The sequence below is a fragment of the Tabrizicola sp. genome (assembly GCF_016793705.1).
GTDB lineage: Bacteria > Pseudomonadota > Alphaproteobacteria > Rhodobacterales > Rhodobacteraceae > Tabrizicola.
Map to the genome: position 1 here is coordinate 1 of NZ_JAEULO010000069.1, position 24,055 is coordinate 24,055.

Here is a 24,055-nt window from a genome sequence, read left to right on the forward strand (position 1 = left end):
ACACGGCCTGCGGGAAGGTGAGCTTCACCTCGCCGTCGGTGCCGCGATCGGCAAAGGCCGCGGGGGCAAGCCCCATCACGGCCACTGCGCCCAGAAGGGCGGCTCTCATTTTCATCGGGTCTCTCCTTGTTGGTTACGCTCGTTAGCCTCGGATGCGCCGGTTGATCCGGCGGCGGTTGTTGTTCCGTAAAGGTGGCAGGCGACCAGGCGGCCGGGCTCGGCTTCGATCAGGTCGGGCTTGATGCTGCGGCAGATGTCCATGACCTTCGGGCAGCGGGTGCAGAAGTTGCAGCCTTTTGGCGGGTTCGCAGGAGAGGGCACGTCGCCCTTGAGGATGATGCGGTTGCGGCGGGAGGCAAGCTCGGGGTCGGGTTCGTTGACCGCCGACAGCAGTGCCTCGGCATAGGGGTGCAAGGGGCGGCGGTAGAGGTCCTTCGAGGGCGACAGCTCGGCAATCCGGCCCAGGTACATGACAGCCACGCGCTGCGCGAGGTGGCGGACCATGCTGAGGTCATGGCTGATGAAGAGGTAGGTGAGCCCCAGTTTCTCTTGCAGGTCTTCCAAGAGGTTCACCACCTGGGCCTGGATCGACACGTCAAGCGCGGCGATCGGTTCGTCGCAGACGATGAAGCGGGGTTTCAGCGCCAGGGCGCGGGCGATGCCGATGCGCTGGCGCTGGCCACCGGAAAACTCATGCGGGAAGCGGTTCACGAAGCGGCGGTTGAGGCCGACCTGATCCATCAGTTCGTAGACCCGTTCCAGCTTCTGGTCGCGTGTCCAACTGGTGTGTTCATCCAGCGGCTCGCTGACGATTTCCGCCAGCGTCATCCGGGGGTTCAGGCTGGCCTGCGGATCCTGGAACACCATCTGCATCGTCGGGCGCTTGCGGCGGAGCGGCTCGGGGGCCAGCTTCGCCACGTCGTCTCCGTCGATCACGACGCGGCCTGCGGTCGGCTCATAAAGCCGCAGGATGGCGCGGCCCACGGTCGACTTGCCGCAGCCGGATTCGCCGACAAGGCCAAGGGTCTGCCCGGCCATGATGTCGAAGGACACACCGTCCACCGCCTTCACGTCGCCGGTGTGCTTGCGGAAGAGCCCGGTATAGATCGGGAAGTGCATCTTCAGGTCCTGCACCTGGACCAGCGGCGCGGGCGCGGCGTCAAGCATGGGCGGGCTCCTGCCTTGCAGGGGCGTGCCAGTGGCAGGCGACATCGTGGCCCTGGCCGATGGGCTGGGCGTCGATGGCGCGGCGCGCCGGGTTGACGGCATCGCAGGTGTCGAAGCGGTATTCGCAGCGGGCGCGGAACGGGCAGGCCGTGAGCGGTGCATTGAGGATCGGCGGTTGGCCCTCGATCACCTTCAGCCGCGTGTCGCGCGGTCCGGTGATGCGCGGGATGGTCTGGAGGAGGGCGCGGGTGTAGGGGTGCTGCGGGTTGGCGAACAGCTCCCTCACCGGAGCGTGTTCGACAATCTGGCCGCCGTACATCACCATCACCCGGTCGGCGATGCCCGCGATGACGCCAAGATCATGGGTGATCCAGATGATCGCCATGCCAAGCTTGCGGCGCAACTCTTTCACCAGTTCCAGGATCTGTGCCTGGATGGTGACGTCGAGCGCGGTGGTGGGCTCGTCCGCGATCAGCACGTCGGGGTCGCAAGCGAGCGCGATGGCGATCATCACCCGCTGCCGCATGCCCCCGGAGAACTGGTGCGGATACTGGTAGAGGCGGCGGCGGGCATCGGGGATGCCGACCAGTTCCAGAAGCTCGACCGCCCGGGCCTCGGCCTGGACCTTCGACATCTTCAGGTGCTTAATCAGGGGCTCCATGATCTGGTTACCCAGGGTGAAGACCGGGTTCAGCGAGGTCATCGGGTCCTGGAAGACGAAGCCGATCTTTGCACCACGGACCGTGCGCAACTCTTCATCCGACATCGCCAGCAGGTCCTTGCCGTTCAGGAGCACCTTGCCGGAGCGGATTTCCGCGGGGGGAGCGGGCAGGAGCCGCAGGAGCGACATCATGGTCACGGACTTGCCCGAGCCGCTTTCGCCCACGACGCCCAGCAGTTCCCCCGGCTTGAGATGGAAGTTCACATCGTTGACGGCATGTATTTCGCCGCCGCGGGTGCGGAAAACGGTCTTGAGGTCCCTGACATCAAGGACGGACGCGGCCGGCTCGGCCATTCAATACTCCCCGCGACTTCTTAAGTCTTGTTATTGTTTGCTGTTTTCAGCCTGACAGCTTGAGGGTGCCGCCTTGCGGTCAACTCTTTCCGATTCTTGGCCTTCTATCAATCCCGATTTGCCGTGCGATTCCACAGTGCCCACGCAGCAGAATGCCGGATGCGTGCGTCATTCTGCCAGATATTGACTTGCCCGCCCCCCGGCCACAGGCTGGCTACCAGATATAGATTTGGCAGGGGACCTTGCGATGGATGTGCTGACGCCGCGTCAGATTCTGGACCAGCTGGTCAATTTCCCCACCGTCAGCCGCGGGTCGAACCTGGCGCTGGTCGACTGGCTGGAGGGCTATCTTGCGGGGCAGGGGGTGAAATGCTTCCGGCACTGGAACGAGGACCGGCAGAAGGCGGCGCTGATCGGCCATGCCGGGCCCTGGGTGGAAGGCGCGGTGGTCTTGTCGGGCCATTCCGACGTGGTGCCGGTGGACGGGCAGGCCTGGACCTCGGACCCCTGGGTGGTGGTCGAGCGGGACGGGCGGCTTTACGGGCGCGGCACCTGCGACATGAAAGGGTATGTCGCACTGGCGGTCTGGGCTTTGGTCGAGGCGCAAAGGCGCGGAGTGGCGCGGCCCTTGCAGCTCGCCTTGTCCTATGACGAGGAACTGGGCTGCACGGGCGCGCCGCCGATGATCAAGACGATGCAGGAGCTGCTGCCGAAGGGCACGGCGGCGCTGATTGGCGAGCCGTCGCGGATGAAGGTGATCACCGGCCACAAGGGCGGCACCGGCTACAACGTGCATGTGAAGGGCTATGAGGTGCATTCCTCGCTTCTGCCCGAGGGGGTTTCGGCGGTGATGGAGGCGGCGCGGCTGATCCAGTGGATCAACGATCAGAACGCCGCAATCCAGGCGGCGCCGCGCGGGTCGGTCGGGGGACGGTTCCACCCGCCGTTCACGACCATGCATGTGGGCCGCATCCAGGGCGGAACGGCGGACAACATCACCGCCGCCGACTGCCGCTTCGCGGTGGAGATGCGCTGCGTGCCGGATGACGATGTCGAGGCACGTGCCGGGGCGTTCCGCGCCGAGGCCGAGCGGCTGGATGCGGCGCTGAAGGCGCAGCGGCCCGAGGCGGGAGTGCATCTGGACCGGTTCTTCGACGTCTCGGCGCTGCGTCCCGAGGTGGGCGGAGAGGCCGAGGCGCTGGCCTGTGCGCTGACGGGGGAGAATGCGACGGGGGTGGTGTCCTATGGCACCGAGGCCGGGCAGTTCCAGGACGCGGGCTATTCGGCGGTGGTCTGCGGGCCGGGCGACATCGCCCAGGCGCACCAGCCGGACGAATATCTGGAGGTGAGCGAGTTCCTTGCCGGGCAAAGGTTCATGGAGCGGCTTCTGGAGCGGCTGGGATGAGCTTTCCGATTTCGGAGGCCTCGCCGGTGCGGTTCGGTGCCGCCCTGCCGCCGCGTGCGGATGTGGTGGTGGTGGGCGGGGGCGTGATCGGGGTGATGACCGCCTGGTTCCTGCGCGAGAAGGGCCTGTCGGTGGTCCTGTGCGAAAAGGGCCGGATCGCGGGGGAGCAGTCGAGCCGCAACTGGGGCTGGGTGCGCCAGCAGGGGCGCGACCCCGGCGAGTTGCCGATCATGGTGGAGAGCCTGGCGATCTGGAAGCGGCTGGCGGCGGAGATGGGCGATGCGCTGGGGTTCCGGCAGACCGGGGTGCTGTATCTGGCGAAGACCGAGGCCGAGATCGCGGGCTTCGAGGCCTGGACCGAACATTCCCGCGCGCATCAACTGGACACGCGGCTGCTGACGGTCGGCGAGACGATGGCGATGCTGAAGGGGGCCGCGGCGCCGTGGAAAGGCGGGCTGTTCACCGCGTCGGATGCGCGGGCCGAGCCCTGGGTGGCGGTGCCCGCGCTGGCGGCGGCGGCGGAGGAGAAGGGCGTGGTGATCCGCGAGGCCTGTGCGGTGCGGGGGCTGGACCTGGCGGCGGGCAAGGTTGCGGGGGTGGTGACCGAGGCGGGGCGGATCGCTTGTGATCATGTTGTGGTCGCGGCGGGGGCCTGGTCGCGGTTGTTCCTGGGGCAGCACGGGGTGAGCATCCCGCAGCTTTCGGTGCTGGCCTCGGTCGCGGCGACCGAGCCGATGCCGGAGGTCTTCGCGGGCAATGCGGCGGACGACGACTTCGCCTTCCGCAGGCGGGCGGACGGGGGGTATTCCATCGCTCCGGGGTCGCGGCATGACTTCTTCATCGGTCGGGATGCGTTTCGGAGCTTCGGCGTCTATCTGCCTGTGCTGAAAAAGGATTTCCGCTCCACCAACTTCCGTCTCATGGCCCCGAAAGGCTTTCCTGATGCCTGGGGCACGCCGCGCCACTGGGCGCTGGACGGGATCAGCCCCTTCGAGCGTCAGCGCATCCTGAACCCCCCGCCGAACCTGCAAACGCTGGCCGAGGTGCAGGACAGTTTCGCCAAGGCTTTCCCCGCGCTGGGGCGGCCGAAGCTGAAGACCGCATGGGCGGGGATGATCGACAGCCTGCCGGATGTGGTGCCGGTAGTGGACCATGCGGCGATCCCCGGCCTGACCATTGCCACGGGGATGAGCGGGCATGGCTTCGGCATCGGGCCGGGCATGGGGCGGGTGGTGGCGGATCTGGTGACGGGTCGGCCCATCGGGCACGACCTGAGCCGGTTCCGCCTGTCGCGGTTCAGCGATGGCAGCCGGATCGAGCCGGGCCCAAGCCTATAAGGACAGAATGAGGCCTGTCGGGAACGGCCAGTCCGATCGGAAGTCCAGGAATTTTATTGAGAATTCCTGGACTTATCTAGTGATGCAGCGTTCGATCCTGTCCCGAATGCGCTTCTGCAAAAGGCCATTGCGGTCTAAGCGATGGTGGCCGGGTAGCCCGCCTTGTCCAGTGCCTGGATCAGCGCGGCGGCGGGGGCGGGGCCCGTGACCTCGACCTTGCGGCTGGTCAGGTCGACCGTCACGGCACCGGCTTCGGGAACGGCGCCGAGCGCGGCTTCCACCGTGGCCTTGCAGTGGTTGCAGTTCATGTCCGGAACGGAAAGCGTGGTCATGGCGGGTCCTCTCGTACCCCCGATTGGCCCAGAGCTTCGCGCCCGCGTCAAGGCCCCCGGCCAAGACAACCCGCACCCGATGTGACAAGCATGACCGAAACTGTGCAGAATCCTCTGACAGCCAGTTTCCAAATCGCTTTAAAGCCCCTACAAGGAAGCAATGTTTGCGGTAACAATAGCCGACTCGTGCGGGGCGGCGAAGCTTGTTGACGCGCCGCTATCGAAAGCTGGCTTGACCGCCGTTCCCCGGCGCTTAGGCTTTCCCGGGAGAAGACCTTGCTGGACAAGACCGTGACCGATCTGAGCGTGACCCCGAACATCCTGCAGGCCAGCATCCTGCGCCACCTGACCTTTACCGTCGGCAAGGACGCGCCCCATGCCAGCGCGCATGACTGGCGGATGGCGCTGAGCCATGCAATCCGCGACCAGATCGTCGAGCCCTGGTTCGCCTCGACCCGCCGCACCTGGGCCGAGGACAGGAAGCGCGTCTACTACCTGTCGATGGAATTCCTGATCGGCCGCATCCTGGAGGATGCGATGATCAACCTTGGCCTTTACGACATGGCTGCCGAGGCGATGGCGCATTTCGGCCAGGACATCCGGGCGGTGATTGATGACGAGCCCGATGCAGCGCTGGGGAATGGCGGCCTGGGGCGGCTGGCCGCCTGTTTCATGGAATCGATGGCCACGCTGGGTTGCCCGGCCTATGGCTACGGCATCCGCTACGAGCATGGCCTCTTCCGCCAGCATTTCGACCAGGGCCGCCAGGTCGAAACGCCGGAGAACTGGCTGGCGCAGGCGCATCCATGGGAATTCGCCCGGCCCGAAAGCGCCTATACCGTGGGTTTCAAGGGCAATGTCGAGACCCGCGACGGGCGCGAAATCTGGGTGCCGCAGGAGACGGTGACGGCAGAGGCCTTCGACACGCCGGTGATCGGCTGGCAGGGGAAATGGGCCAACACGCTGCGGCTCTGGGGGGCGAAGGGGACGCGGAACTTCGATCTCGAACGATTCAACCGGGGCGACTACGCAGCTGCGGCGGAGCCGGAGACGCTGGCGCGGACGCTGAGCCGGGTGCTTTATCCCGATGACACCACCTACCAGGGCAAGGAATTGCGGCTGAAGCAGGAGTTCTTCCTGACCTCGGCGGCCTTGCAGGACATCCTGCGGCGCTATCTGTCGAACCATTCCGACCTGCGCGCCTTGCCCCGGCATGTGGCGATCCAGATGAACGACACCCATCCGGCAATCGCAGGGCCGGAGCTGATCCGTCTGCTGTCGGACGAGCATGGGCTGCCGTTTGACGAAGCGCTGACCATCGCGCGGGCCTGCCTGGGCTATACCAATCACACGCTTTTGCCGGAAGCGCTGGAGAAATGGGCGACTTTCACCTTCGGCAACGTGCTGCCGCGTCACATGCAGATCGTCGAGCGGATCGACAGCTGGCACCGCCGCGCCTATCCGAACCGGCCGCATTATGTGGGGATCGTGAAGCACCAGGAAGTGCGGATGGGGGAACTGGCCTTCATCATGAGCCACAAGGTGAATGGCGTCTCGGCGCTGCATTCCGATCTGGTCAAGCAGAACCTGTTCCCCGAGCTGAACCTTCTGCATCCGGGGCGGATCATCAACGAGACCAACGGCGTGACCCCGCGCCGCTGGCTGCGGATGGCGAACCGGCCGCTGTCGGCGCTGATCACGAAGTCCATCGGGAGCGGTTGGGAGGCTGACCTCGACCGCCTGCGCGAGCTGGAGCCGCATGTGGCGGATGCCGGCTTCCGGACCGAGTTTGCCGCAGCTAAGCGCGAGAACAAGGTGGCGCTGTCCAACTGGATCGGGCGCGAGATGGGCATCGCCGTTTCGCCCGATGCGCTGTTCGACGTGCAGATCAAGCGCATCCACGAATACAAGCGACAGCTGCTGAACATTCTGGAGACGATCGCCCATTGGCACCGGGTGCGGTCGAACCCGAAGGCAGGATGGGTGCCGCGGGTCAAGGTTTTCGGGGGCAAGGCGGCGCCGGGTTATGCGGTGGCGAAGGAAATCATCCGACTTATCAATGACGTGGCGGTGGTTGTGAATGCTGACCCGGTGACGGGCGACCTGCTGAAGATCGTCTATCCGCCGAACTACAACGTGACGATGGCGGAGCGGGTGATCCCGGCGTCGGACCTGTCGGAGCAGATTTCCACGGCGGGGAAGGAGGCGTCCGGCACCGGGAACATGAAGTTCATGATGAACGGGGCCGTGACCATCGGCACGCTCGACGGCGCGAATGTCGAGATTTTGCAGGAGGTCGGCGCGGAGAACTTCTTCCTGTTCGGGCTGACGGCGGAAGAGGTCCAGAAGCGCAGGGAAGACCCCGAACACGCCAAGAAAGCGATCGAGGCGAGCCAGCCCCTGATGGACGTCTTGCAGATGATCGCCGAAGGCCGGTTCTCACCCGACGAGCCGGGGCGGTATCATGGTCTGGTGCATGGCATGTGGCATTCGGACTATTTCCTGGTCGCCTCGGACTTTGCCGCCTATCACGCGGCGCAGGGTGAGGTCGACAAGGCCTATGCCGATCCGGAACGTTGGTGGAAGATGGCGGCGCTGAACACCGCGCGCAGCGGGTTCTTTTCGTCGGACCGCACGATCCGGAGCTACATGGACGAGATCTGGCAGGCGACATCCGCACTCTGACGCGCTTTCGGGGAGGAGAGCATGGCCGAGACGACATTGGACAGGGGCGCGGCCGAGGCGATTGCCGGGGGCTGGCACGGCGATCCGTTCGGGGTGCTGGGGCTGCACAAGGTGGCGAAGGGCTGGGAGGTGCGCGCCTTCGTGCCGGGGGCGGAGCGGCTGTGGGTGATCGCGGGCAAGACGGTGGCCGAGGCGGAGGGCTATCCGGGGTGCCCGGGGCTCTTCACGCATGGGATGGCGCGGAAGGCGAACTACAGGTTTCGCGCGGAAGGCCATGGCGCCACATGGGAATTCGAGGACCCCTATCGTTTCGGCCCGGTCCTGGGCGAGATGGATGAATACCTGCTGGGCGAGGGCAGCCACCGTCGGCTGTGGCAGGCGCTCGGCGCGCATGTGATCGAGCATGAGGGCGTCGAAGGCGTGCACTTCGCCGTCTGGGCACCCAATGCCGAGCGTGTTTCGGTCGTGGGCGATTTCAACGTCTGGGACGGACGGCGGACCCCGATGCGCCGGAGGGGCGCGACGGGGGTGTGGGAGATCTTCATCCCCGGTCTTGGCGAGGGCACGTCCTACAAGTACGAGATCAAGGGGCCGGGCGGCGCGGTGATGCCGCTGAAGGCCGATCCGGTGGGGTTCGGGTCTGAACATCCGCCTGCAAATGCTTCTGTCGTCAGGACAATCCGGGGCGACTGGGGCGATGGCGACTGGATGGGCTCGCGCGCCGAGAAGCACACGACGGACGCGCCGATTTCGGTCTATGAGGTGCACCTGGCGTCCTGGAAGCGCGCGCCGGGGAACCGGATGCTGAGCTATCAGGAGCTGGCCGAGCAGCTGGTGGACTACGCCGCCGACATGGGCTTCACCCATATCGAATGCCTGCCGGTCAGCGAGTATCCGTTCGATGGCTCCTGGGGCTATCAGCCGGTCGGCATGTTCGCCCCCACGATCCGGCATGGCACGCCTTCGGAATTCCGCGCCTTCGTCGATGCGGCGCACCGCAAGGGGCTGGGGGTCATTCTCGATTGGGTGCCGGGGCATTTCCCGACCGATCCGCACGGGCTGGGCCGGTTCGACGGGACCGCGCTTTATGAACACCAGGACCCGCGCGAGGGGTTTCATCAGGACTGGAATACCCTGATCTACAACTATGGCCGGGTCGAGGTGAAGAACTACCTCGTCTCCAACGCCTTGTATTGGCTGGAGGAATACCACGTCGACGGGCTGCGGGTGGATGCGGTGGCCTCGATGCTCTACCGCGACTACAGCCGCAAGCAGGGCGAATGGGTGCCGAACAAGGACGGCGGGCGCGAGAATTACGAAGCGATCGACGTGCTGCGGTCGACCAACATCACCGCCTATGGCGAATGCCCGGGAATCATGACCATCGCCGAGGAATCGACGGCCTTTCCGGGCGTGTCGCGACCGGCCAACTGGGGGGGCCTTGGCTTCGGGTTCAAGTGGAACATGGGCTGGATGAACGACACGCTGTCCTACATGCAGCGCGATCCCGTCTATCGGAAATACCACCACCACCAGATGACCTTCGGCCTCGTCTATGCCTGGTCGGAGAACTACATCCTGCCGATCAGCCATGACGAGGTGGTGCACGGCAAGGGCAGCATGCTGTCGAAGATGCCGGGCAATGCCTGGGAAAAATTCGCCAACCTGCGGGCCTATTACGGCTTCATGTGGGCGCATCCGGGAAAGAAGCTTCTGTTCATGGGGCAGGAGTTCGCCCAAGGCGCGGAGTGGAACCACAACCAGAGCCTCGACTGGCACCAGCTTGATATTGCTGAACATCGCGGCATGCAGCGACTGGTGCGCGACCTGAACCGGGTCTACCGCGAGACGCGGGCGCTGCATGTCAACGATACGCGGCCCGAGGGTTTCGAGTGGATCGAATCGAACGACGCCGAGGCCGGGGTCTATGCCTGGGTGCGGAAGGGCAATGCCGAAGACAAGCCGGTGGTGGCGGTGGTCAACATGACTCCGCTGGAGCGGAAGTACCGGCTGGGCCTGCCGCATGCGGGCAAGTGGACGGAAATCCTGAACACCGACGCCGAGGTCTATGGCGGAGGCAATCGTGGCAACCTGGGAGGGGTCACGACGGAGAAGACGCCCTGGCATGGCCGGACGCAATCCGCGCTGCTCACGTTGCCGCCCTTGTCGGCACTCTATCTGCAACAGGACTGATTTCGGCGGGCGAACCGCCAAAAGGGGAGGGAAGACGATGAAAGCAAGACCGAACCAGCGCCTGTCTTCGCAGGCAATGGCCTTCGTGCTGGCGGGGGGGCGCGGCAGCCGGTTGAAGGAACTGACCGACCGGCGCGCGAAACCGGCGGTCTATTTCGGCGGCAAGACCCGGATCATCGACTTCGCCCTGTCGAATGCGCTGAATTCGGGCATCCGCAAGATGGCGATCGCCACGCAGTACAAGGCGCATTCGCTGATCCGCCATGTGCAGCGCGGCTGGGGCTTCTTCCGGGCGGAGCGGAACGAATACCTGGACATCCTGCCTGCCTCGCAGCGGATGGATGAGGTCAACTGGTACCGTGGCACGGCGGATGCCATCGCGCAGAACATCGACATCATCGACAGCTACGGGATCAAGTACGTGATCGTGCTGGCGGGCGACCACATCTACAAGATGGATTACGAGATCATGCTGCGCCAGCATGTCGAGGCCGGGGCGGACGTGACCATCGGCTGCCTGACCGTCCCGCGCAAGGAGGCATCGGCCTTCGGGGTCATGCATGTCGACAAGACGATGCGGATCACCGATTTCCTGGAAAAGCCCAAGGACCCGCCCGCCATTCCCGGCGATCCGGATCATGCGCTGGCCTCGATGGGGATCTATGTCTTCGACTGGGCCTTCCTGCGCGATCTTCTGATCCGCGACATGCAGGACGACAATTCCAGCCACGACTTCGGCTTCGACCTGATCCCGCATATCGTGAGGAACGGCAAGGCTGTGGCGCACAAGTTTGCCGACAGCTGCGTGATGAGCGGCCTTGAGACCGAACCCTACTGGCGCGACGTCGGGACCATCGACGCCTTCTGGCAGGCGAACATCGACCTGACGGATTTCATCCCGAAGCTCGACATCTATGACAGCGCCTGGCCGATCTGGACCTATGCCGAGATCGTGCCGCCCGCGAAGTTCATCCATGACGAGGACGGGCGGAGGGGCTCGGCGGTATCGTCGCTGGTGTCGGGGGATTGCATCGTCTCGGGCTCGGCGGTGTCGAACAGCCTGCTGTTCACCGGAGTCAGGACGCACAGTTACTCCAGCCTCGAATATGTGGTGGCGCTGCCGCAGGTCGAGGTTGGTCGAAAGGCGCAGTTGAAGAATTGCGTGATCGACCGGGGGGTGGTGATCCCCGAAGGACTGGTCATCGGCGACGACGCCGAGGAAGACGCCAAGTGGTTCCGCCGCTCGGAAGGGGGGATCGTGCTGATCACCCAGGACATGCTGAACGCCCGGGCCAAGGCCCTGGGCTGAACGGCGGGCACTGGACCTTGCCCGGCGGGAGGTCTACCCCCGCCGGGTGGAATGCAGCGAAAGGCGAGGGTCATGGGCGGTCGGGTTCTGTCGGTGGCGTCTGAATGTGTTCCGCTGGTCAAGACCGGGGGGCTTGCGGATGTGGTCGGCGCGCTGCCCGGGGCGCTGGCGGGTACCGGCTGGGACATGCGGGTGCTGCTGCCCGCCTATCGCGCGTTGCGGGCGCAGGCGAAGGACTGGCCCGTGGTCTGGGAGGAGGCCGATCTCTGGGGCGGACCGGGCCGCGTCCTGGAGGGCCGCGTCGAGGGCGTGCCGCTTCTGCTGCTGGATGCGCCGCACCTCTATGACCGGGAGGGTGGGCCCTATTCCGGCCCTGCTGGCGAACACCCCGACAATGCGATCCGCTTTGCCGCCCTGTCCTGGGTCGGTGCCCGCATCGCGCGCGAGGGGCTGACGGAGTGGAAGCCCGACATCCTGCATGCGCATGACTGGCAGGCGGGGTTCGCGCCCGCCTATCTGGCCTATCACGGCTCGGGCGGGGTAAAGACGGTCATCACCATTCACAACATCGCCTTCCAGGGCTGGGCGCCGGCGCATATGCTGGGGGTGCTGCGCCTGCCGGGCCATGCCTTCCACCCGGACGCGCTGGAATATTACGGCGGCATCTCCAGCCTGAAGGCGGCGCTGGTGACGGCGGACTGGATCACCACCGTATCGCCCAGCTATGCCGAGGAACTGATGCGCCCCGAGTTCGGCATGGGGCTGCAAGGGGTGATTGCAGCGCGGGGGCCGGTGGTGTCGGGCATCCTGAACGGGGTGGATACCGGGGTCTGGGACCCGTCGCAGGAGGACCCGGCCTACGACCGCAAGGCGGTTGCGGGCAAGGCCGTGGCGCGGGCGCGGCTGTCCGAGGAGTTCGGGCTGGAGGTGCCGGGGCCGCTGGCCATCGTCGTCAGCCGCCTGACCGACCAGAAGGGCATCGACCTTTTGCCTGCGGTAATCCCGGAGTTCGTTCTGGGCGGGGGCGGGCTGATCGTGCTTGGCTCCGGCGATCCGGGCATGGAGGGCGCCATGCGCAACCTGGCCGCCCGCTTCCCGGGCCGGGTGGCGGTGCGGATCGGCTATGACGAAGGGTTGAGCCACCGGCTGTTCGCCGGGGCGGACGCCGTGCTGGTCCCGAGCCGGTTCGAGCCCTGCGGCCTGACCCAGATGTATGGATTGCGCTATGGCACGCTGCCCGTGGTTTCGCTGGTGGGGGGACTTGCCGACACGGTGATCGGTGCCAACCCGGCGACCCTTGCGGCGGGGGCCGCGACCGGCATGACCTTCCATCCGGTCGATGCGCTGGCTTTCGGCAAGGCGCTGGCACAGCTGCTGGAGATTTACCACCAGCCGAAGCTCTGGGCAAAACTGCGGGCCAATGCCATGGCGCATCCGGTCGGCTGGGAAACCTCGGCCAGGGCCTATGCCAGCCTGTATGAAAGGCTGACGGCGTGACACCCCAGTCCGTCTCGTTGCCCGCCCGGCTGCACGGCCATGCGGTCAGCCCTGGCCGCCCCTGGCCGATGGGGGCGAGCCTCACCGGCGACGGGGTGAACTTCGCCGTCTTCTCGGCCCATGCCGAACGGATCGAGTTGTGCCTTTTTACCCCCGATGGCCGCAAGGAGATGGCGCGCCTGGCGATCACCGACCGCGATGGTGACATCTGGCATATCCATGTGGGCGGCCTGACCGTGGGCGCCGTCTACGGCTTCCGGGCACACGGGCCCTATGCGCCGGAACGCGGGCATCGCTTCAACCCGAACAAGCTGCTCTTGGACCCTTACGCCCGCACGCTGGAGGGGCGCCTGAAATGGTCGGACGCGCTGATGGGCTACAAGATCGGCAGTCCCCGCGGCGACCTGAGCTTCGATACCCGTGACAGTGCCTTTGCGGTGCCGAAGGCGATCGTCACCGACGCCTCGTTCACCTGGGGCAACGACCAGGCGCCGCGCACGCCGCGTGCAGAAACCCTGATCTACGAAGCGCATGTCAAGTCGATGACGGCGCGGCACCCGCAGGTCGACAAGGGCCTGCGCGGCACCTATCTGGGCCTGTCCTCGGACCCGGTCATCGACCATCTGCACCGGCTGGGCGTCACCGCGATCGAATTGTTGCCGGTGCAGGCCTGTATCGACGACCGTTTCCTCGTGTCGAAGGGCTTGAGGAACCATTGGGGCTACAACACGCTGGCCTTCTTCGCCCCCGAACCGCGCTACATGAGCCAGGGCGCGCTGTGGGAGTTCCAGACCATGGTCCGCCGCTTTCACGCGGGCGGGATCGAGGTGATCCTGGATGTGGTCTACAACCACACGGCCGAGGGTGACGAATGGGGGCCGACGGTCAGCTTTCGCGGGCTGGACAACGCCAGCTATTACCGCCTGTCCGGGGGCGGGCGAACTTATGCCAATGACGCGGGGACCGGCAACACGCTGAACCTGACGCATCCGATGGTTCTGCGGATGGTGATGGATTCGTTGCGCTACTGGGTCGAGATGACCCATGTCGACGGCTTCCGCTTCGACCTTGCGACCGTGCTGGGTCGCGAACAGCACGGGTTCGACCCGAACGGCGGGTTTTTCGATGCGATCCGGCAGGACCCGGTGCTGAGTCGGGTGAAGCTGATCGCCGAGCCCTGGGACATCGGCCCCGGCGGCTACCAGCTCGGCGCCTATCCGCATCCGTTCCTGGAATGGAACGACCGCTTCCGGGACGGGGTGCGGCGGTTCTGGAAGGGTGACGCCGGTCTGACCCGCGACCTTGCCGCCCGGTTGCTGGGCAGCGCGGAACGGTTCGATCACTCCGGTCGGGCGGCGACCTCATCGGTCAATTTCGTCACCAGCCATGACGGGTTCACGCTGGAGGATCTGGTCAGCTACACGATCAAGCGCAACTTCGCCAATGGCGAGGACAACCGGGATGGCCATCACGAGAACCACTCGGACAACCTTGGCGTCGAGGGGCCGACGAAGGACGCAAAGGTCCTGGCGGCGCGCGGGTTGCGAAAGCGGAACCTGCTCGCCACGCTGATGCTGAGCCAGGGCGTGCCGATGCTGCTTGCGGGAGACGAGATCGGCCACAGCCAGGGCGGCAACAACAACGCCTATGCCCAGGACAACGAGACCTCCTGGATCGACTGGTCCACGCGCGACCGCGCGTTGCAGGGCTTTGTCGAGCGGCTCTCGGCCCTGCGCCGTTCGTTGCCGGTGTTGCGCCAGCGCCGGTTCCTGCATGCACGGGAACGGGCCGCGGACCAGATCCCGGATGTCATCTGGCGGCGGGCGAACGGCACGGTGCCGCAGTCCGAGGAATGGCACGACCCGGCCTTCCGCTGCCTCTGCGTCGAGTTGCGGATGGCGGCGGAAGGCGGCGATCCGAACCCCGAGGCGGTCTTCGCCGTCTTCAACACCGGTGCCGCGACGCCTCTGCACCTGCCGGAAACGGCGGTGGGGTGGGAATTGTTGCTGGACACGACAAGGCCCGACCTGCCCGAGGGCGGGCTGCCCGCCACCTCCTACACCGAAGCCCCGGCGCATTGCGTTCTTCTCTTCCGGTCGAAAACCGGCGAGCCCAAGGGAGTTTGACCATGACCCAGATCACCACTGTCGCGACGCAACCGATTGCGGGCCAGAAGCCTGGGACCAGCGGGTTGCGCAAGAAGACCCCGGTCTTCATGGGACGGCATTATCTGGAGAACTTCGTCCAGTCGATCTTCGACGTGGTGGGGGCGGCGGGGAAGACCTTCGTGCTGGGTGGGGATGGCCGGTACTTCAACGACCGCGCGGCACAGGTGATCCTGCGGATGGCGACGGCGAACGGGGCGGCGCGGGTGATCGTGGGGCAGGGGGCGATCCTGTCGACGCCCGCCGCCAGCCACCTGATCCGGCTGAACAAGACCGACGGAGGGATCATCATGTCGGCCAGCCACAACCCCGGCGGGCCGGAGGAGGATTTCGGGGTCAAGTTCAACATGCCGAACGGCGGGCCTGCGCCGGAGGGCGTGACCGAGGCGATGTACAAGCGGACGACCGAGATCACCGAGTACAAGATGCTGGAAGCGCAGGATGTGGACCTCTCGCGGGTCGGTCGGCATCAGCTGGGGGCGATGGTGGTCGATGTGGTCGACCCGGTCAGCGACTACGCCGCGCTGATGGAGAGCCTGTTCGACTTCCCCGCGATCCGCGCGATGTTCGCCGGAGGGTTCCGGATGCGAATTGATTCCATGTGCGCCGTCACCGGCCCCTATGCGGTGGAAATCCTGGAAAACCGCCTCGGTGCGCCGAAGGGGACTTGCGTGAATGCGACCCCGCTGCCGGATTTCGGGGGCATGCACCCCGACCCGAACCCGACCTGGGCCAAGGCGCTGATGGACGAGATGTTCTCGGATGTGGCCCCGGACTTCGGGGCGGCGTCTGATGGGGACGGGGACCGCAACATGGTGGTGGGGCGAGGGATCTATGTCTCGCCGTCCGATAGTCTGGCGGTGCTGGCGGCGAATGCGCATCTGGCGCCGGGCTACAAGGCCGGGTTGAAGGGGGTGGCGCGGTCGATGCCGACCTCGGCCGCCGCCGACCGGGTGGCAGAGGCCCTGGGGATCGGGAAGTTCGAGACGCCGACGGGGTGGAAGTTCTTCGGGAACCTCCTGGACGCCGGGAAGGCGACGATCTGCGGCGAGGAGAGCTTCGGCACCGGGTCGGACCATGTGCGCGAGAAGGACGGGCTTTGGGCGGTGCTGCTGTGGCTGAACATCCTGGCGGTCAGGAAGCAGTCGGTGGCGGCGATCCTGGGGGAACACTGGGCGAAGTACGGGCGGAACTATTACAGTCGGCATGACTTCGAGGCGATCGAGACCGGGAAGGCCGATGCGATGATGGCGGCCTTGCGGGGGTCGCTTGCCGGGCTGCCGGGGACGGTCGTCGAGGGGATGACGGTTCAGGCGGCGGATGACTTCGCCTATACCGATCCGGTGGACGGGTCGGTCAGCCAGAAGCAGGGCGTGAGGGTGCTGTTCGAGGACGGCTCGCGGATCGTCTACCGGCTGTCGGGGACCGGGACCGAGGGGGCGACCTTGCGGGTCTATCTGGAGCGCTATGCGGGCGGGCCGGGTGGCCTTGATCTGGATGCCCAGGAAGCACTGGCCCCGGTGATCCGGGCGGCGCATGGGATCGCGGCGATCGAGGGGCATACCGGCCGGCGTGAGCCGGATGTGGTGACCTGAGGCGCTTCTGTCCACGGTGGACAAAACTGGATAATCCTTGCAAGCCAATGCCTTGCGCGTGGGCGTTCAGGAAATCTTAATCCGAAGCGGAGAGCGGGGGAGAGGCCTTGGGCCCCCGCCTGCGCGGGGGTGACAGGGGGAGGCAGGGCGCGGGCCACAGCCTGCGCGGAAGGCCGGCTGATCAGGTCCTGAGGCCGGTTTCTTCCAGCAATCCCTTGCGCTTGGCCTCATAATAATAGCCCTTGGCATACCACATCACGGCGCGGTCCTCGGACCCGCCCGACACGAGCCAGGCACCGCGCAGGTATTTCCCGGCATACATCAGGTTGGTCTCGGCATCGAGCAGGCCCTCGGGCGGGCCCTGGTAGCCCATAGTCTTGGCGGTTTGCGGCAGGATCTGCATCAGCCCGTAATAGGGGCCGTTCCGCGCGCCAGGGTTGTAGCCGCTTTCGCGCTGGATGACGCGGTGGAGCAGGCTTTCCGGGATGTCGTGGATGCCCGCATATTTGTGCACCAGCGCCAGCATCTCGGGTGTGGCACCGGGCGCCATGGGCGCGCGGCTGGCGGGTTCGGGCTTCCGGCCGCAGGCGGCGAGGGCGGCGGCGGCGCAAAGCAGCAGGCTGCGACGGGTTACGGGCATGGGAGGCAGGCCTTTTTCGGTTCCGACAGGCGAGGGTTAGCGGGGCCGGGTGGCCTTCGCAACCCTGCGGGCAGCGCATTGGCGGGAAGCGGCACGGCGACGGGTTCCGGCCCGCGCTCTTGCGTCATCGCCATGTTACCCGGCCGGTGCAAAACGCTGTGGAGAACGCCGGAGGCGATCACGCGCTTGGGGGTTGCCATGGCAGAAACGCCAGATATAGTTTCGGGTAACGGGGCGGGACTCCCGCCCTGCTGGCTGGTGGCTGACGGGAGAAGCGCGGAGTCTATGACGTAGATGGACGGCGATTTCAGAACCCAGTTCGTGCGCGATCCCGCGTCGCTGAAGCACTATCCTGCGCTGGTGCTGAACGCTGACTATCGCCCGCTGTCCTATTACCCGCTATCGCTGTGGCCCTGGCAGGAGGCGATCAAGGCGGCTTTCCTGGACAGGGTGCAGATCGTCGCCGAATATGACGCGGTGGTCCATAGTCAGAGGCAGGAGTTCAGGATACCCTCCGTGGTGGTCCTGAAGGAATTCGTAAGACCCCAGAAGCGCGTGGCCTTCACGCGCTTCAATCTTTTCCTGCGGGACGAATTCTGCTGCCAGTATTGCGGCGCGAAGGGCGACCTGACCTTCGACCATGTGTTGCCCCGGTCGCGCGGCGGCATCACCGCCTGGGAGAACGTGGTCGCGGCGTGCAGCCCCTGCAACCTGCGCAAGGGCTCGCGGACGCTGAAGCAGTCGGGGTTGACCCTGCGCCGCCCGCCTCGGGCGCCGACGGCCGAGGAGATGCAGGCGCATGGCCGCCGCTTCCCGCCGAACCACCTGCACGAAAGCTGGATGGACTACCTGTACTGGGATGCCGAGCTGGAGGCCTGATGTCGGCCCCGGCTGTCATGATGCCGTTACAAAAGCTTCACAAATCCGCTGCCCGGTGATCTTCTGGCCGCTTCTGGACGGGGAGCGGATCATGGATGTCAGTTTGCAGGCGGCGGCGGTGCATATGTTCACGGCGCTGGCCTGCGGGGCCGTCATCGGCTCGGAGCGGCAGGTCCGGCAGCGGATGGCGGGTCTTCGGACCAATGCGCTGGTCTCGCTGGGGGCGGCGGGGTTCGTGATCTTCTCGGGCCTCTTCCCCGACGAGGTCAGCCATACAAGGGTCGCGGCGCAGATCGTGTCGGGGATCGGCTTTCTGGGCGCCGGGATCATCTTTCGCGACGGGTTCAACATCCACGGGCTGAACACGGCGGCGACGCTGTGGTGTTCGGCGGGGGTGGGCATGATGGCGGGGGCCGGGTCCTGGGACCTGGCGCTGCTGCTGACAGGATTGGTGGTCTTCGTGAACCTTGGCCTGCGCCCGCTGGTCAAGCTTCTGAAACGCTATACAAGGGCGGGGGTGCCGGTGATCCGGGCCTATCGGGTGCAGATAGGTGTGGACCCGGCGCAAGAGGCCGCGGTGCGCAGCCTGATGCTGCGGACGCTGTCGCTGGGGGGGCTGCATATCTCGGAAATCGGGGTGGCGACGGGCGAGGGGCAGCTTCTGGACCTGTCGGCCACGGTGACGGCGGAAGCGGTAGGCGAGGTCGGGCTGGAGCAGGCCGTGCAGCGGCTTGCCGCCGAGCCGGGGCTGATGCGGGTGCGCTGGGAGGCGCTGGAGGACGGCTGAGCCGCGCCGCAGGTTCCCCCCGTTACGCACCAATGCTAGACAGGGGCGCGTGCAGGCTGTAAGACGGCGCCGTTAGCGCTAACAGCGCCCTCCAGGGAGACGGTCATGGTTTCGCGTGTCATTCCGGTGGATGTCTTCGACCTTGTGATCTTCGGCGCCACCGGCGACCTGGCGCGGCGCAAGATCCTGCCGGGGCTCTACCGGCGCTTCCTGGCGGGCCAGATGCCGGCGGAGAGCCGGATCATCGGTGCGGCGCGGGCGGAACTGACGGACGAAGCCTTCCGCGAGCAGGTGCGGGCGGCGATCGCGGAATTCGTGCCGAAGGCGCGGCAGGACGCGGCGGAGATCGAGGCCTTTCTGGGCCGTATCCGCTATGTCCCGATCGACGCGACGGGGACGGGCGGCTGGGCCGCGCTGAAGGCGCTGATGCGCGAGAACGTGGTCAGGGCCTTCTATTTCTCGGTCGCGCCCAGCCTCTTCGGCGACATCGCGCAGCGGCTGTCCGAGAACGGGATCGCGGACGCCTGGAGCCGGATCGTGGTGGAGAAGCCCTTCGGGCGCGATCTGGCGAGCGCGAAGGCCTTGAACGAGGTGCTGGCCAAGCATTTCAACGAAACGCAGATCTACCGGATCGACCATTACCTTGGGAAAGAGACGGTTCAGAACCTGATGGCGGTGCGGTTCGCCAATATCCTGTTCGAGCCCTTGTGGAAGGCCGAATACATCGATCACGTCCAGATTACCGTGGCCGAGACGGTGGGGGTCGACGGGCGCGGGGCCTATTACGACAAGTCCGGCGCGATGCGGGACATGGTGCAGAACCACCTGATGCAGCTGCTTTGCCTGATCGCGATGGAGCCGCCGTATCATTTCGACCCGGATGCCGTGCGGGACGAGAAGTTGAAGGTGATCCGCGCGCTGAAGCCGGTGGGGCCGGAGGATATCGTCCGGGGGCAATACGGGGCGGGGAAGGGCGAGGCGGCCTATGTGAGCCATGCCGAGAACCCCGCGAGCCGGACGGAAAGCTATATCGCGCTGAAGGTGCAGGTGTCGAACTGGCGCTGGCAGGGCGTGCCGTTCTACCTGCGGACGGGCAAGCGGCTTCGGGCGCGGGCCTCGGAGATCGCGATCACCTTCAAGCAGCCTCCGCATGCGATCTTCGACGACGCGACCGGCTGGCACGAGAATGTACTTGTCATCCGGTTGCAGCCGAACGAGGGCATGGATCTGATGGTGATGATCAAGGAGCCCGGGCCCGGGGGCATGCGGCTGATGCAGGTGCCCTTGGACATGAGCTTCGCCGATGCGCTGGGAGAGGTGGCCGAGGATGTGCCGGACGCCTATGAGCGGTTGATCATGGACGTGATCCGGGGCAACCAGACGCTGTTCATGCGCGGCGACGAGGTGGAGGCCGCCTGGGCCTGGACCGATCCGATCATCCAGGGCTGGGAGGCTCGGGGCGACAGGCCGCAGACCTATGACCCCGGATCCTCGGGCCCGGAGGATGCGTTGATGCTGATGCACCGCGACGGGCGGCGCTGGCGGGAGATACGCGAATGAAGCTGGAGACCTATCCGGACCGAGAGTTCCTGATGCTGGGGCTGGCGAATGTGATCGCCGGTCAACTGGCCGATTTCCTGCGGCGGGAGGGGAAGGCGACGCTCTCGGTGCCGGGGGGAACGACGCCGGGGCCGATCTTCGACACTTTGTCGGGGGTGGACCTCGACTGGGCCAATGTCGCGGTGGTGCTGAACGACGAACGCTGGGTACCTGAATCGTCGGAACGGTCGAACACGCGACTGGTGCGCGAACGGCTGCTGAGAGGGCGCGCGGCGCAGGCGCGGCTGGTCCCGCTCTATGCCCCGGCGGAGGAGCCGGAGGAGATGCTGGCGGCGCTGGAAGACGGGCTGAGGCCCTATCTGCCGATTTCGGTGCTGCTGCTGGGCATGGGGGCCGACATGCATACCGCGAGCCTTTTCCCGGGCGCGGACCGGCTGGAGGAGGCCCTGTCTGCCAGTGCGCCGATCCTTCTGCCGATGCGGGCCGAGGCAGCGGGAGAGCCGCGCATCACCCTTACCGCGCCGGTGCTGCGCGAGGCGTTCAACATCCACATCCTGATCACCGGCGCAGAGAAACGCGCGGCGCTGGAACGCGCGATGACCCTGACCCCGATGGAGGCGCCGGTGCGCGCCGTCCTTGACAACGCAACCGTGCATTGGGCGGAGTAGCCATGACGAAATGGGCTGAGTTGCAGCGGCTTCACGATGTGAACAATGGCCGGCATATCCTTGATCTGTTTGATGAAGACCGGTCCGGGGACTTCTCGGTGAAAGCCGACGGGATGCTGTTCGACTATTCCAAGACCAATATCGACGCCGCGACCCGCGCGGCGCTGGTGCGACTGGCCGAGGCCTCGGATGTGGCAGGCAAGCGGGCGGCGATGTTCGGGGGCGAGAAGGTCAACGTCACCGAGGGCCGGGCGGTCCTGCATGTGGCCTTGCGCGCCGGGGACGAGGCGGTGATCAAGGTCGACGGCACGGATGTGCTGCCCGAGGTGCGCCGCATCCGCGCGGCTTGTGCGGCTTTCGCGCGCGAGGTTCGGTCCGGGGCGTTCAAGGGGCAAGGTGGCCGGATCACCGACGTGGTGAACATCGGGATCGGCGGGTCTGACCTTGGCCCGGCGATGGCCTATCTTGCGCTGGCGCCTTATGCCGACGGGCCGCGCTGCCATTTCGTCTCTAACGTCGACGGCGCGCATATCCATGACACGCTCAAGGGCCTGAACCCGGAGACGACGCTGGTGATCGTCGCCTCGAAGACCTTCACCACCATCGAGACGATGACCAATGCCGACACGGCGAAGCGCTGGATGGGGGCGAAGGTCGTGAATCCGGCGACGCAGTTTGCCGCCGTCTCGACCGCCGGTGACAAGACCGCCGCCTATGGCATTGATCCAGCGCGGGTTTTCGGGTTCGAGGACTGGGTCGGCGGGCGCTATTCGATGTGGGGGCCGATCGGCCTTGCCCTGATGATCGCCATCGGGCCGGAGCGGTTCGACGAATTCCTCGCCGGGGGCCGGGCGATGGACCGGCATTTCCTGACCGCGACCTTTGCGCAGAACATGCCGGTGATGCTGGCTCTGGTCGGGGTCTGGCACAACCAGATCTGCGGCCATGCGACGCGGGCGGTTCTGCCTTATGATCAACGGCTTGCACGGCTTCCTGCCTATCTCCAGCAGCTGGAGATGGAGAGCAACGGCAAGCGGGTGGCGATCGACGGGTCGGATCTGACGACAAACTCCGGTCCGGTGGTCTGGGGCGAGCCGGGGACGAACGGGCAGCACGCCTTCTACCAGCTCATCCACCAGGGGACGCGGGTGGTGCCGTGCGAGTTCCTGGTGGCGAAGCGGGGCCATGAGCCGGATCTGGCGCACCAGCACCTCCTGCTGGTGTCGAACTGCCTGGCGCAGGCCGAGGCGCTGCTCCGTGGCCGCAGCCTCGACGAGGCGCGGGCGATCATGACGAAGAAGGGGGCCACGGGGGCCGAACTGGAGCGGCAGGCCCGGCACCGGGTGTTTCCGGGCAACCGGCCCTCGACGGTGCTGGCCTATGAGCAGCTGACACCCTTCGTGCTGGGCCAGATCATCGCCCTTTACGAGCACCGGGTGTTCGTGGAAGGCGTGATCCTCGGGATCAACTCCTACGACCAGTGGGGTGTTGAGCTGGGGAAGGAACTGGCACTTGCGCTGCAGCCGGTGCTGGAGGGCAGGGCGGGGACCGACGGCAAGGACGGGTCCACTGCGGCGCTGGTGGATTTCCTGCGCTGAAGGAAAGGACCAGAGCTTTCGGCGCTGGTCCATATATCAAAGGCTTGCGGGCAGAAGTTACTTCAGCGCGACGGTGACGATCACTTCGACCTTGTAGTCCGGCGTCGCGAGCTTCGCTTCCCCGGTTGCGCGGGCCGGGGTGTGGCCCTGCGGGACCCAGGTATCCCAGACCGAGTTCATCTCGGCGAAGGTTGCCATGTCCGCAAGCCAGATCTGGGCCGACAGCACACGGGTCTTGTCGGTCCCGGCCTTGGCGAGGATCGCGTCGATGGCGGCCAGCGCCTGGCGGGTCTGGTCGGCGACCGAGCCGCCGGGCTCGCCCAGCTGGCCCGCGAGCCAGAGGATGCCGTTGTAGGCTACGGCCTCGGACATGCGGGGGCCGGTGCCGTGACGGGTGATGTCGGTGTTCATTGCGTCTCTCCTGTTGGCGTCGGCGGCTGGTTAGCCGGTTCCGCGCCGGAACGGAAGACCTACAGGCGGCGGCAGTTGAACTGGTCGCCCGAAGTGCCGGAAACCCAGGTGAGCCCCGTATCGGTCACGGCGGCGAGCGCGATGACATAGCCGTTGGCGAAGCGCAGCGTGTAGTTGCGCCCGTCACGGCTGACGCTGTCGATCCGGTAGGTGTCGGAGCCGTTTGTATAGGTGGTGTTGGTGAAGGTGAAGGTATCGACCCCGCAATCCCAGCGGCCGACGAAGGCATAGGGCTCGGACGGCCCGGAGTCCTGGGTGCAGGCGGCAAGGGCGAGGCAGAGAGGCAGGGCGAGGCAGAGAGGCAGGGCGAGGCAGAGGGGCAGGGCGAGACGGGGGGACATGGGCGGCTCCGCTGAGGGTGACGCAAGCGTCCCGCGGGGAAGCGCCGGTGTCAACCGGAGAGGAGGAATGGAGCGGGTGAAGGGAATCGAACCCTCGTCGTAAGCTTGGGAAGCTTCTGCTCTGCCATTGAGCTACACCCGCACGCCGGTCGATTTAGCCATTCCGGCGGATGAAGGCAAGTCGGTCGAGAGGGATTTCACCGTCGCCCCGGGCGGGAAACACCAAGGGCCCGGTGATCGCTCACGGGCCCTTGGTGATTTTGGCTCCGGCGGTATGAACCGCACTGGGTTTGTCGGAGGCTCCAACTCCTGAGTAGGATGGAGCATCATGAGCAAGACCACGAACAAGTTTTCCCCTGAAGTGCGAGAGCGGGCCGTGCGGCTGGTTCTCGAGACCGAGGCCCAGCATAG

Annotated in this window: 19 protein-coding genes and 1 tRNA gene; 13 read left to right on the plus strand and 7 right to left on the minus strand. The window is 66.1% G+C overall.

The window, feature by feature from the left end; translation table 11 throughout:
• Window positions 1-111: 111 nt before the first annotated feature.
• Entirely contained in the window at window positions 112-1,167 is a 1,056-nt protein-coding gene (locus JNJ68_RS18970) for an oligopeptide/dipeptide ABC transporter ATP-binding protein (protein ID WP_294985211.1), read from the minus strand.
• Window positions 1,160-2,182 (minus strand): ABC transporter ATP-binding protein, encoded by a 1,023-nt coding sequence (locus JNJ68_RS18975; RefSeq protein WP_294985214.1) that lies wholly within the window; start codon window positions 2,180-2,182, stop codon window positions 1,160-1,162. Before JNJ68_RS18975 ends, JNJ68_RS18970 begins: the two co-directional genes overlap by 8 nt.
• Before the next feature lie 247 nt (window positions 2,183-2,429).
• Between JNJ68_RS18975 and argE the strand changes: the two genes are divergently transcribed.
• Together argE and JNJ68_RS18985 are read left to right on the plus strand one after the other, a co-directional pair.
• Window positions 2,430-3,587 carry an acetylornithine deacetylase gene (gene argE, locus JNJ68_RS18980; RefSeq protein WP_294985217.1) on the plus strand — a complete coding sequence of 386 codons (1,158 nt, stop codon included), beginning with the start codon at window positions 2,430-2,432 and terminating at the stop codon, window positions 3,585-3,587.
• The gene (locus tag JNJ68_RS18985; protein WP_294985219.1) at window positions 3,584-4,924 is read left to right on the plus strand and encodes an FAD-binding oxidoreductase; all 1,341 of its coding nucleotides are present in this window, start codon (window positions 3,584-3,586) and stop codon (window positions 4,922-4,924) included. Before argE ends, JNJ68_RS18985 begins: the two co-directional genes overlap by 4 nt.
• A gap of 134 nt (window positions 4,925-5,058) precedes the next feature.
• Here the strand turns inward: JNJ68_RS18985 and JNJ68_RS18990 are convergent, their stop codons facing one another.
• On the minus strand, window positions 5,059-5,256 hold the full coding sequence (locus JNJ68_RS18990; protein WP_294985222.1) for a heavy metal-associated domain-containing protein: 198 nt from the start codon (window positions 5,254-5,256) through the stop codon (window positions 5,059-5,061).
• Between the two features lie 291 nt (window positions 5,257-5,547).
• Between JNJ68_RS18990 and JNJ68_RS18995 the strand changes: the two genes are divergently transcribed.
• The 6 genes from JNJ68_RS18995 to JNJ68_RS19020 are packed head-to-tail and all read left to right on the plus strand — an operon-like array spanning window position 5,548 to window position 16,700.
• The gene (locus JNJ68_RS18995; protein WP_294985262.1) at window positions 5,548-7,941 is read left to right on the plus strand and encodes a glycogen/starch/alpha-glucan phosphorylase; all 2,394 of its coding nucleotides are present in this window, start codon (window positions 5,548-5,550) and stop codon (window positions 7,939-7,941) included.
• 21 nt (window positions 7,942-7,962) lie between these two features.
• Window positions 7,963-10,134, plus strand: coding sequence for a 1,4-alpha-glucan branching protein GlgB (gene glgB, locus JNJ68_RS19000; RefSeq protein ID WP_294985225.1), 2,172 nt, complete (start codon window positions 7,963-7,965; stop codon window positions 10,132-10,134).
• A gap of 37 nt (window positions 10,135-10,171) precedes the next feature.
• On the plus strand, window positions 10,172-11,443 hold the full coding sequence (glgC, locus tag JNJ68_RS19005; RefSeq protein WP_294985227.1) for a glucose-1-phosphate adenylyltransferase: 1,272 nt from the start codon (window positions 10,172-10,174) through the stop codon (window positions 11,441-11,443).
• Window positions 11,444-11,494: 51 nt separating this feature from the next.
• Window positions 11,495-12,940: a glycogen synthase GlgA gene (gene glgA, locus JNJ68_RS19010; protein WP_294985230.1), complete on the plus strand. Its 1,446-nt coding sequence runs from the start codon at window positions 11,495-11,497 to the stop codon at window positions 12,938-12,940.
• Window positions 12,937-15,066 (plus strand): glycogen debranching protein GlgX, encoded by a 2,130-nt coding sequence (gene glgX / locus JNJ68_RS19015; RefSeq protein ID WP_294985233.1) that lies wholly within the window; start codon window positions 12,937-12,939, stop codon window positions 15,064-15,066. Before glgA ends, glgX begins: the two co-directional genes overlap by 4 nt.
• Window positions 15,067-15,068: 2 nt before the next feature.
• Window positions 15,069-16,700 (plus strand): alpha-D-glucose phosphate-specific phosphoglucomutase, encoded by a 1,632-nt coding sequence (locus JNJ68_RS19020; protein ID WP_294985236.1) that lies wholly within the window; start codon window positions 15,069-15,071, stop codon window positions 16,698-16,700.
• Between the two features lie 181 nt (window positions 16,701-16,881).
• On the opposite strand, the gene JNJ68_RS19025 is transcribed toward JNJ68_RS19020, so the two are convergent.
• On the minus strand, window positions 16,882-17,340 hold the full coding sequence (locus JNJ68_RS19025; protein ID WP_294985239.1) for a lytic transglycosylase domain-containing protein: 459 nt from the start codon (window positions 17,338-17,340) through the stop codon (window positions 16,882-16,884).
• Between the two features lie 294 nt (window positions 17,341-17,634).
• On the opposite strand from JNJ68_RS19025, the gene JNJ68_RS19030 reads away from it, so the two are divergent.
• From JNJ68_RS19030 to pgi, 5 genes are all read left to right on the plus strand, one after another.
• A complete protein-coding gene (locus JNJ68_RS19030) occupies window positions 17,635-18,219 on the plus strand; it encodes an HNH endonuclease (RefSeq protein ID WP_294985242.1) in 585 nt (194 codons plus the stop codon).
• Between the two features lie 55 nt (window positions 18,220-18,274).
• Window positions 18,275-19,006, plus strand: a complete 732-nt coding sequence (locus JNJ68_RS19035) for an MgtC/SapB family protein (protein WP_294985245.1) — start codon at window positions 18,275-18,277, stop codon at window positions 19,004-19,006.
• A gap of 105 nt (window positions 19,007-19,111) precedes the next feature.
• Complete coding sequence (zwf, locus tag JNJ68_RS19040) at window positions 19,112-20,566, plus strand: glucose-6-phosphate dehydrogenase (protein WP_294985248.1); 1,455 nt, start codon at window positions 19,112-19,114, stop codon at window positions 20,564-20,566.
• Window positions 20,563-21,234: a 6-phosphogluconolactonase gene (pgl, locus tag JNJ68_RS19045; protein WP_294985251.1), complete on the plus strand. Its 672-nt coding sequence runs from the start codon at window positions 20,563-20,565 to the stop codon at window positions 21,232-21,234. Before zwf ends, pgl begins: the two co-directional genes overlap by 4 nt.
• Window positions 21,235-21,236: 2 nt before the next feature.
• A complete protein-coding gene (gene pgi, locus JNJ68_RS19050) occupies window positions 21,237-22,832 on the plus strand; it encodes a glucose-6-phosphate isomerase (protein ID WP_294985253.1) in 1,596 nt (531 codons plus the stop codon).
• A gap of 57 nt (window positions 22,833-22,889) precedes the next feature.
• On the opposite strand, the gene JNJ68_RS19055 is transcribed toward pgi, so the two are convergent.
• The 3 genes from JNJ68_RS19055 to JNJ68_RS19065 form a co-directional block, all read right to left on the minus strand.
• Window positions 22,890-23,243, minus strand: coding sequence for a RidA family protein (locus tag JNJ68_RS19055; RefSeq protein WP_294985256.1), 354 nt, complete (start codon window positions 23,241-23,243; stop codon window positions 22,890-22,892).
• 59 nt (window positions 23,244-23,302) lie between these two features.
• Window positions 23,303-23,644, minus strand: a complete 342-nt coding sequence (locus tag JNJ68_RS19060; RefSeq protein ID WP_294985259.1) for a hypothetical protein — start codon at window positions 23,642-23,644, stop codon at window positions 23,303-23,305.
• A 68-nt stretch (window positions 23,645-23,712) separates the two neighbouring features.
• A tRNA-Gly gene (locus JNJ68_RS19065) sits at window positions 23,713-23,786 on the minus strand.
• Window positions 23,787-24,055: the final 269 nt, after the last annotated feature.

Excerpts from the sequence above, each read along its gene's own strand:
- JNJ68_RS18970 (WP_294985211.1), bottom strand. The coding sequence starts at position 1,167 with ATGCTTGACGCCGCGCCCGCGCCGCTGGTCCAGGTGCAGGACCTGAAG.
- JNJ68_RS18975 (WP_294985214.1), bottom strand. The coding sequence starts at position 2,182 with ATGGCCGAGCCGGCCGCGTCCGTCCTTGATGTCAGGGACCTCAAGACC.
- argE (WP_294985217.1), top strand. The coding sequence starts at position 2,430 with ATGGATGTGCTGACGCCGCGTCAGATTCTGGACCAGCTGGTCAATTTC.
- JNJ68_RS18985 (WP_294985219.1), top strand. The coding sequence starts at position 3,584 with ATGAGCTTTCCGATTTCGGAGGCCTCGCCGGTGCGGTTCGGTGCCGCC.
- JNJ68_RS18990 (WP_294985222.1), bottom strand. The coding sequence starts at position 5,256 with ATGACCACGCTTTCCGTTCCGGACATGAACTGCAACCACTGCAAGGCC.
- glgB (WP_294985225.1), top strand. The coding sequence starts at position 7,963 with ATGGCCGAGACGACATTGGACAGGGGCGCGGCCGAGGCGATTGCCGGG.
- glgC (WP_294985227.1), top strand. The coding sequence starts at position 10,172 with ATGAAAGCAAGACCGAACCAGCGCCTGTCTTCGCAGGCAATGGCCTTC.
- glgA (WP_294985230.1), top strand. The coding sequence starts at position 11,495 with ATGCAGCGAAAGGCGAGGGTCATGGGCGGTCGGGTTCTGTCGGTGGCG.
- JNJ68_RS19020 (WP_294985236.1), top strand. The coding sequence starts at position 15,069 with ATGACCCAGATCACCACTGTCGCGACGCAACCGATTGCGGGCCAGAAG.
- JNJ68_RS19025 (WP_294985239.1), bottom strand. The coding sequence starts at position 17,340 with ATGCCCGTAACCCGTCGCAGCCTGCTGCTTTGCGCCGCCGCCGCCCTC.
- JNJ68_RS19030 (WP_294985242.1), top strand. The coding sequence starts at position 17,635 with ATGGACGGCGATTTCAGAACCCAGTTCGTGCGCGATCCCGCGTCGCTG.
- zwf (WP_294985248.1), top strand. The coding sequence starts at position 19,112 with ATGGTTTCGCGTGTCATTCCGGTGGATGTCTTCGACCTTGTGATCTTC.
- pgl (WP_294985251.1), top strand. The coding sequence starts at position 20,563 with ATGAAGCTGGAGACCTATCCGGACCGAGAGTTCCTGATGCTGGGGCTG.
- pgi (WP_294985253.1), top strand. The coding sequence starts at position 21,237 with ATGACGAAATGGGCTGAGTTGCAGCGGCTTCACGATGTGAACAATGGC.
- JNJ68_RS19055 (WP_294985256.1), bottom strand. The coding sequence starts at position 23,243 with ATGAACACCGACATCACCCGTCACGGCACCGGCCCCCGCATGTCCGAG.
- JNJ68_RS19060 (WP_294985259.1), bottom strand. The coding sequence starts at position 23,644 with ATGTCCCCCCGTCTCGCCCTGCCCCTCTGCCTCGCCCTGCCTCTCTGC.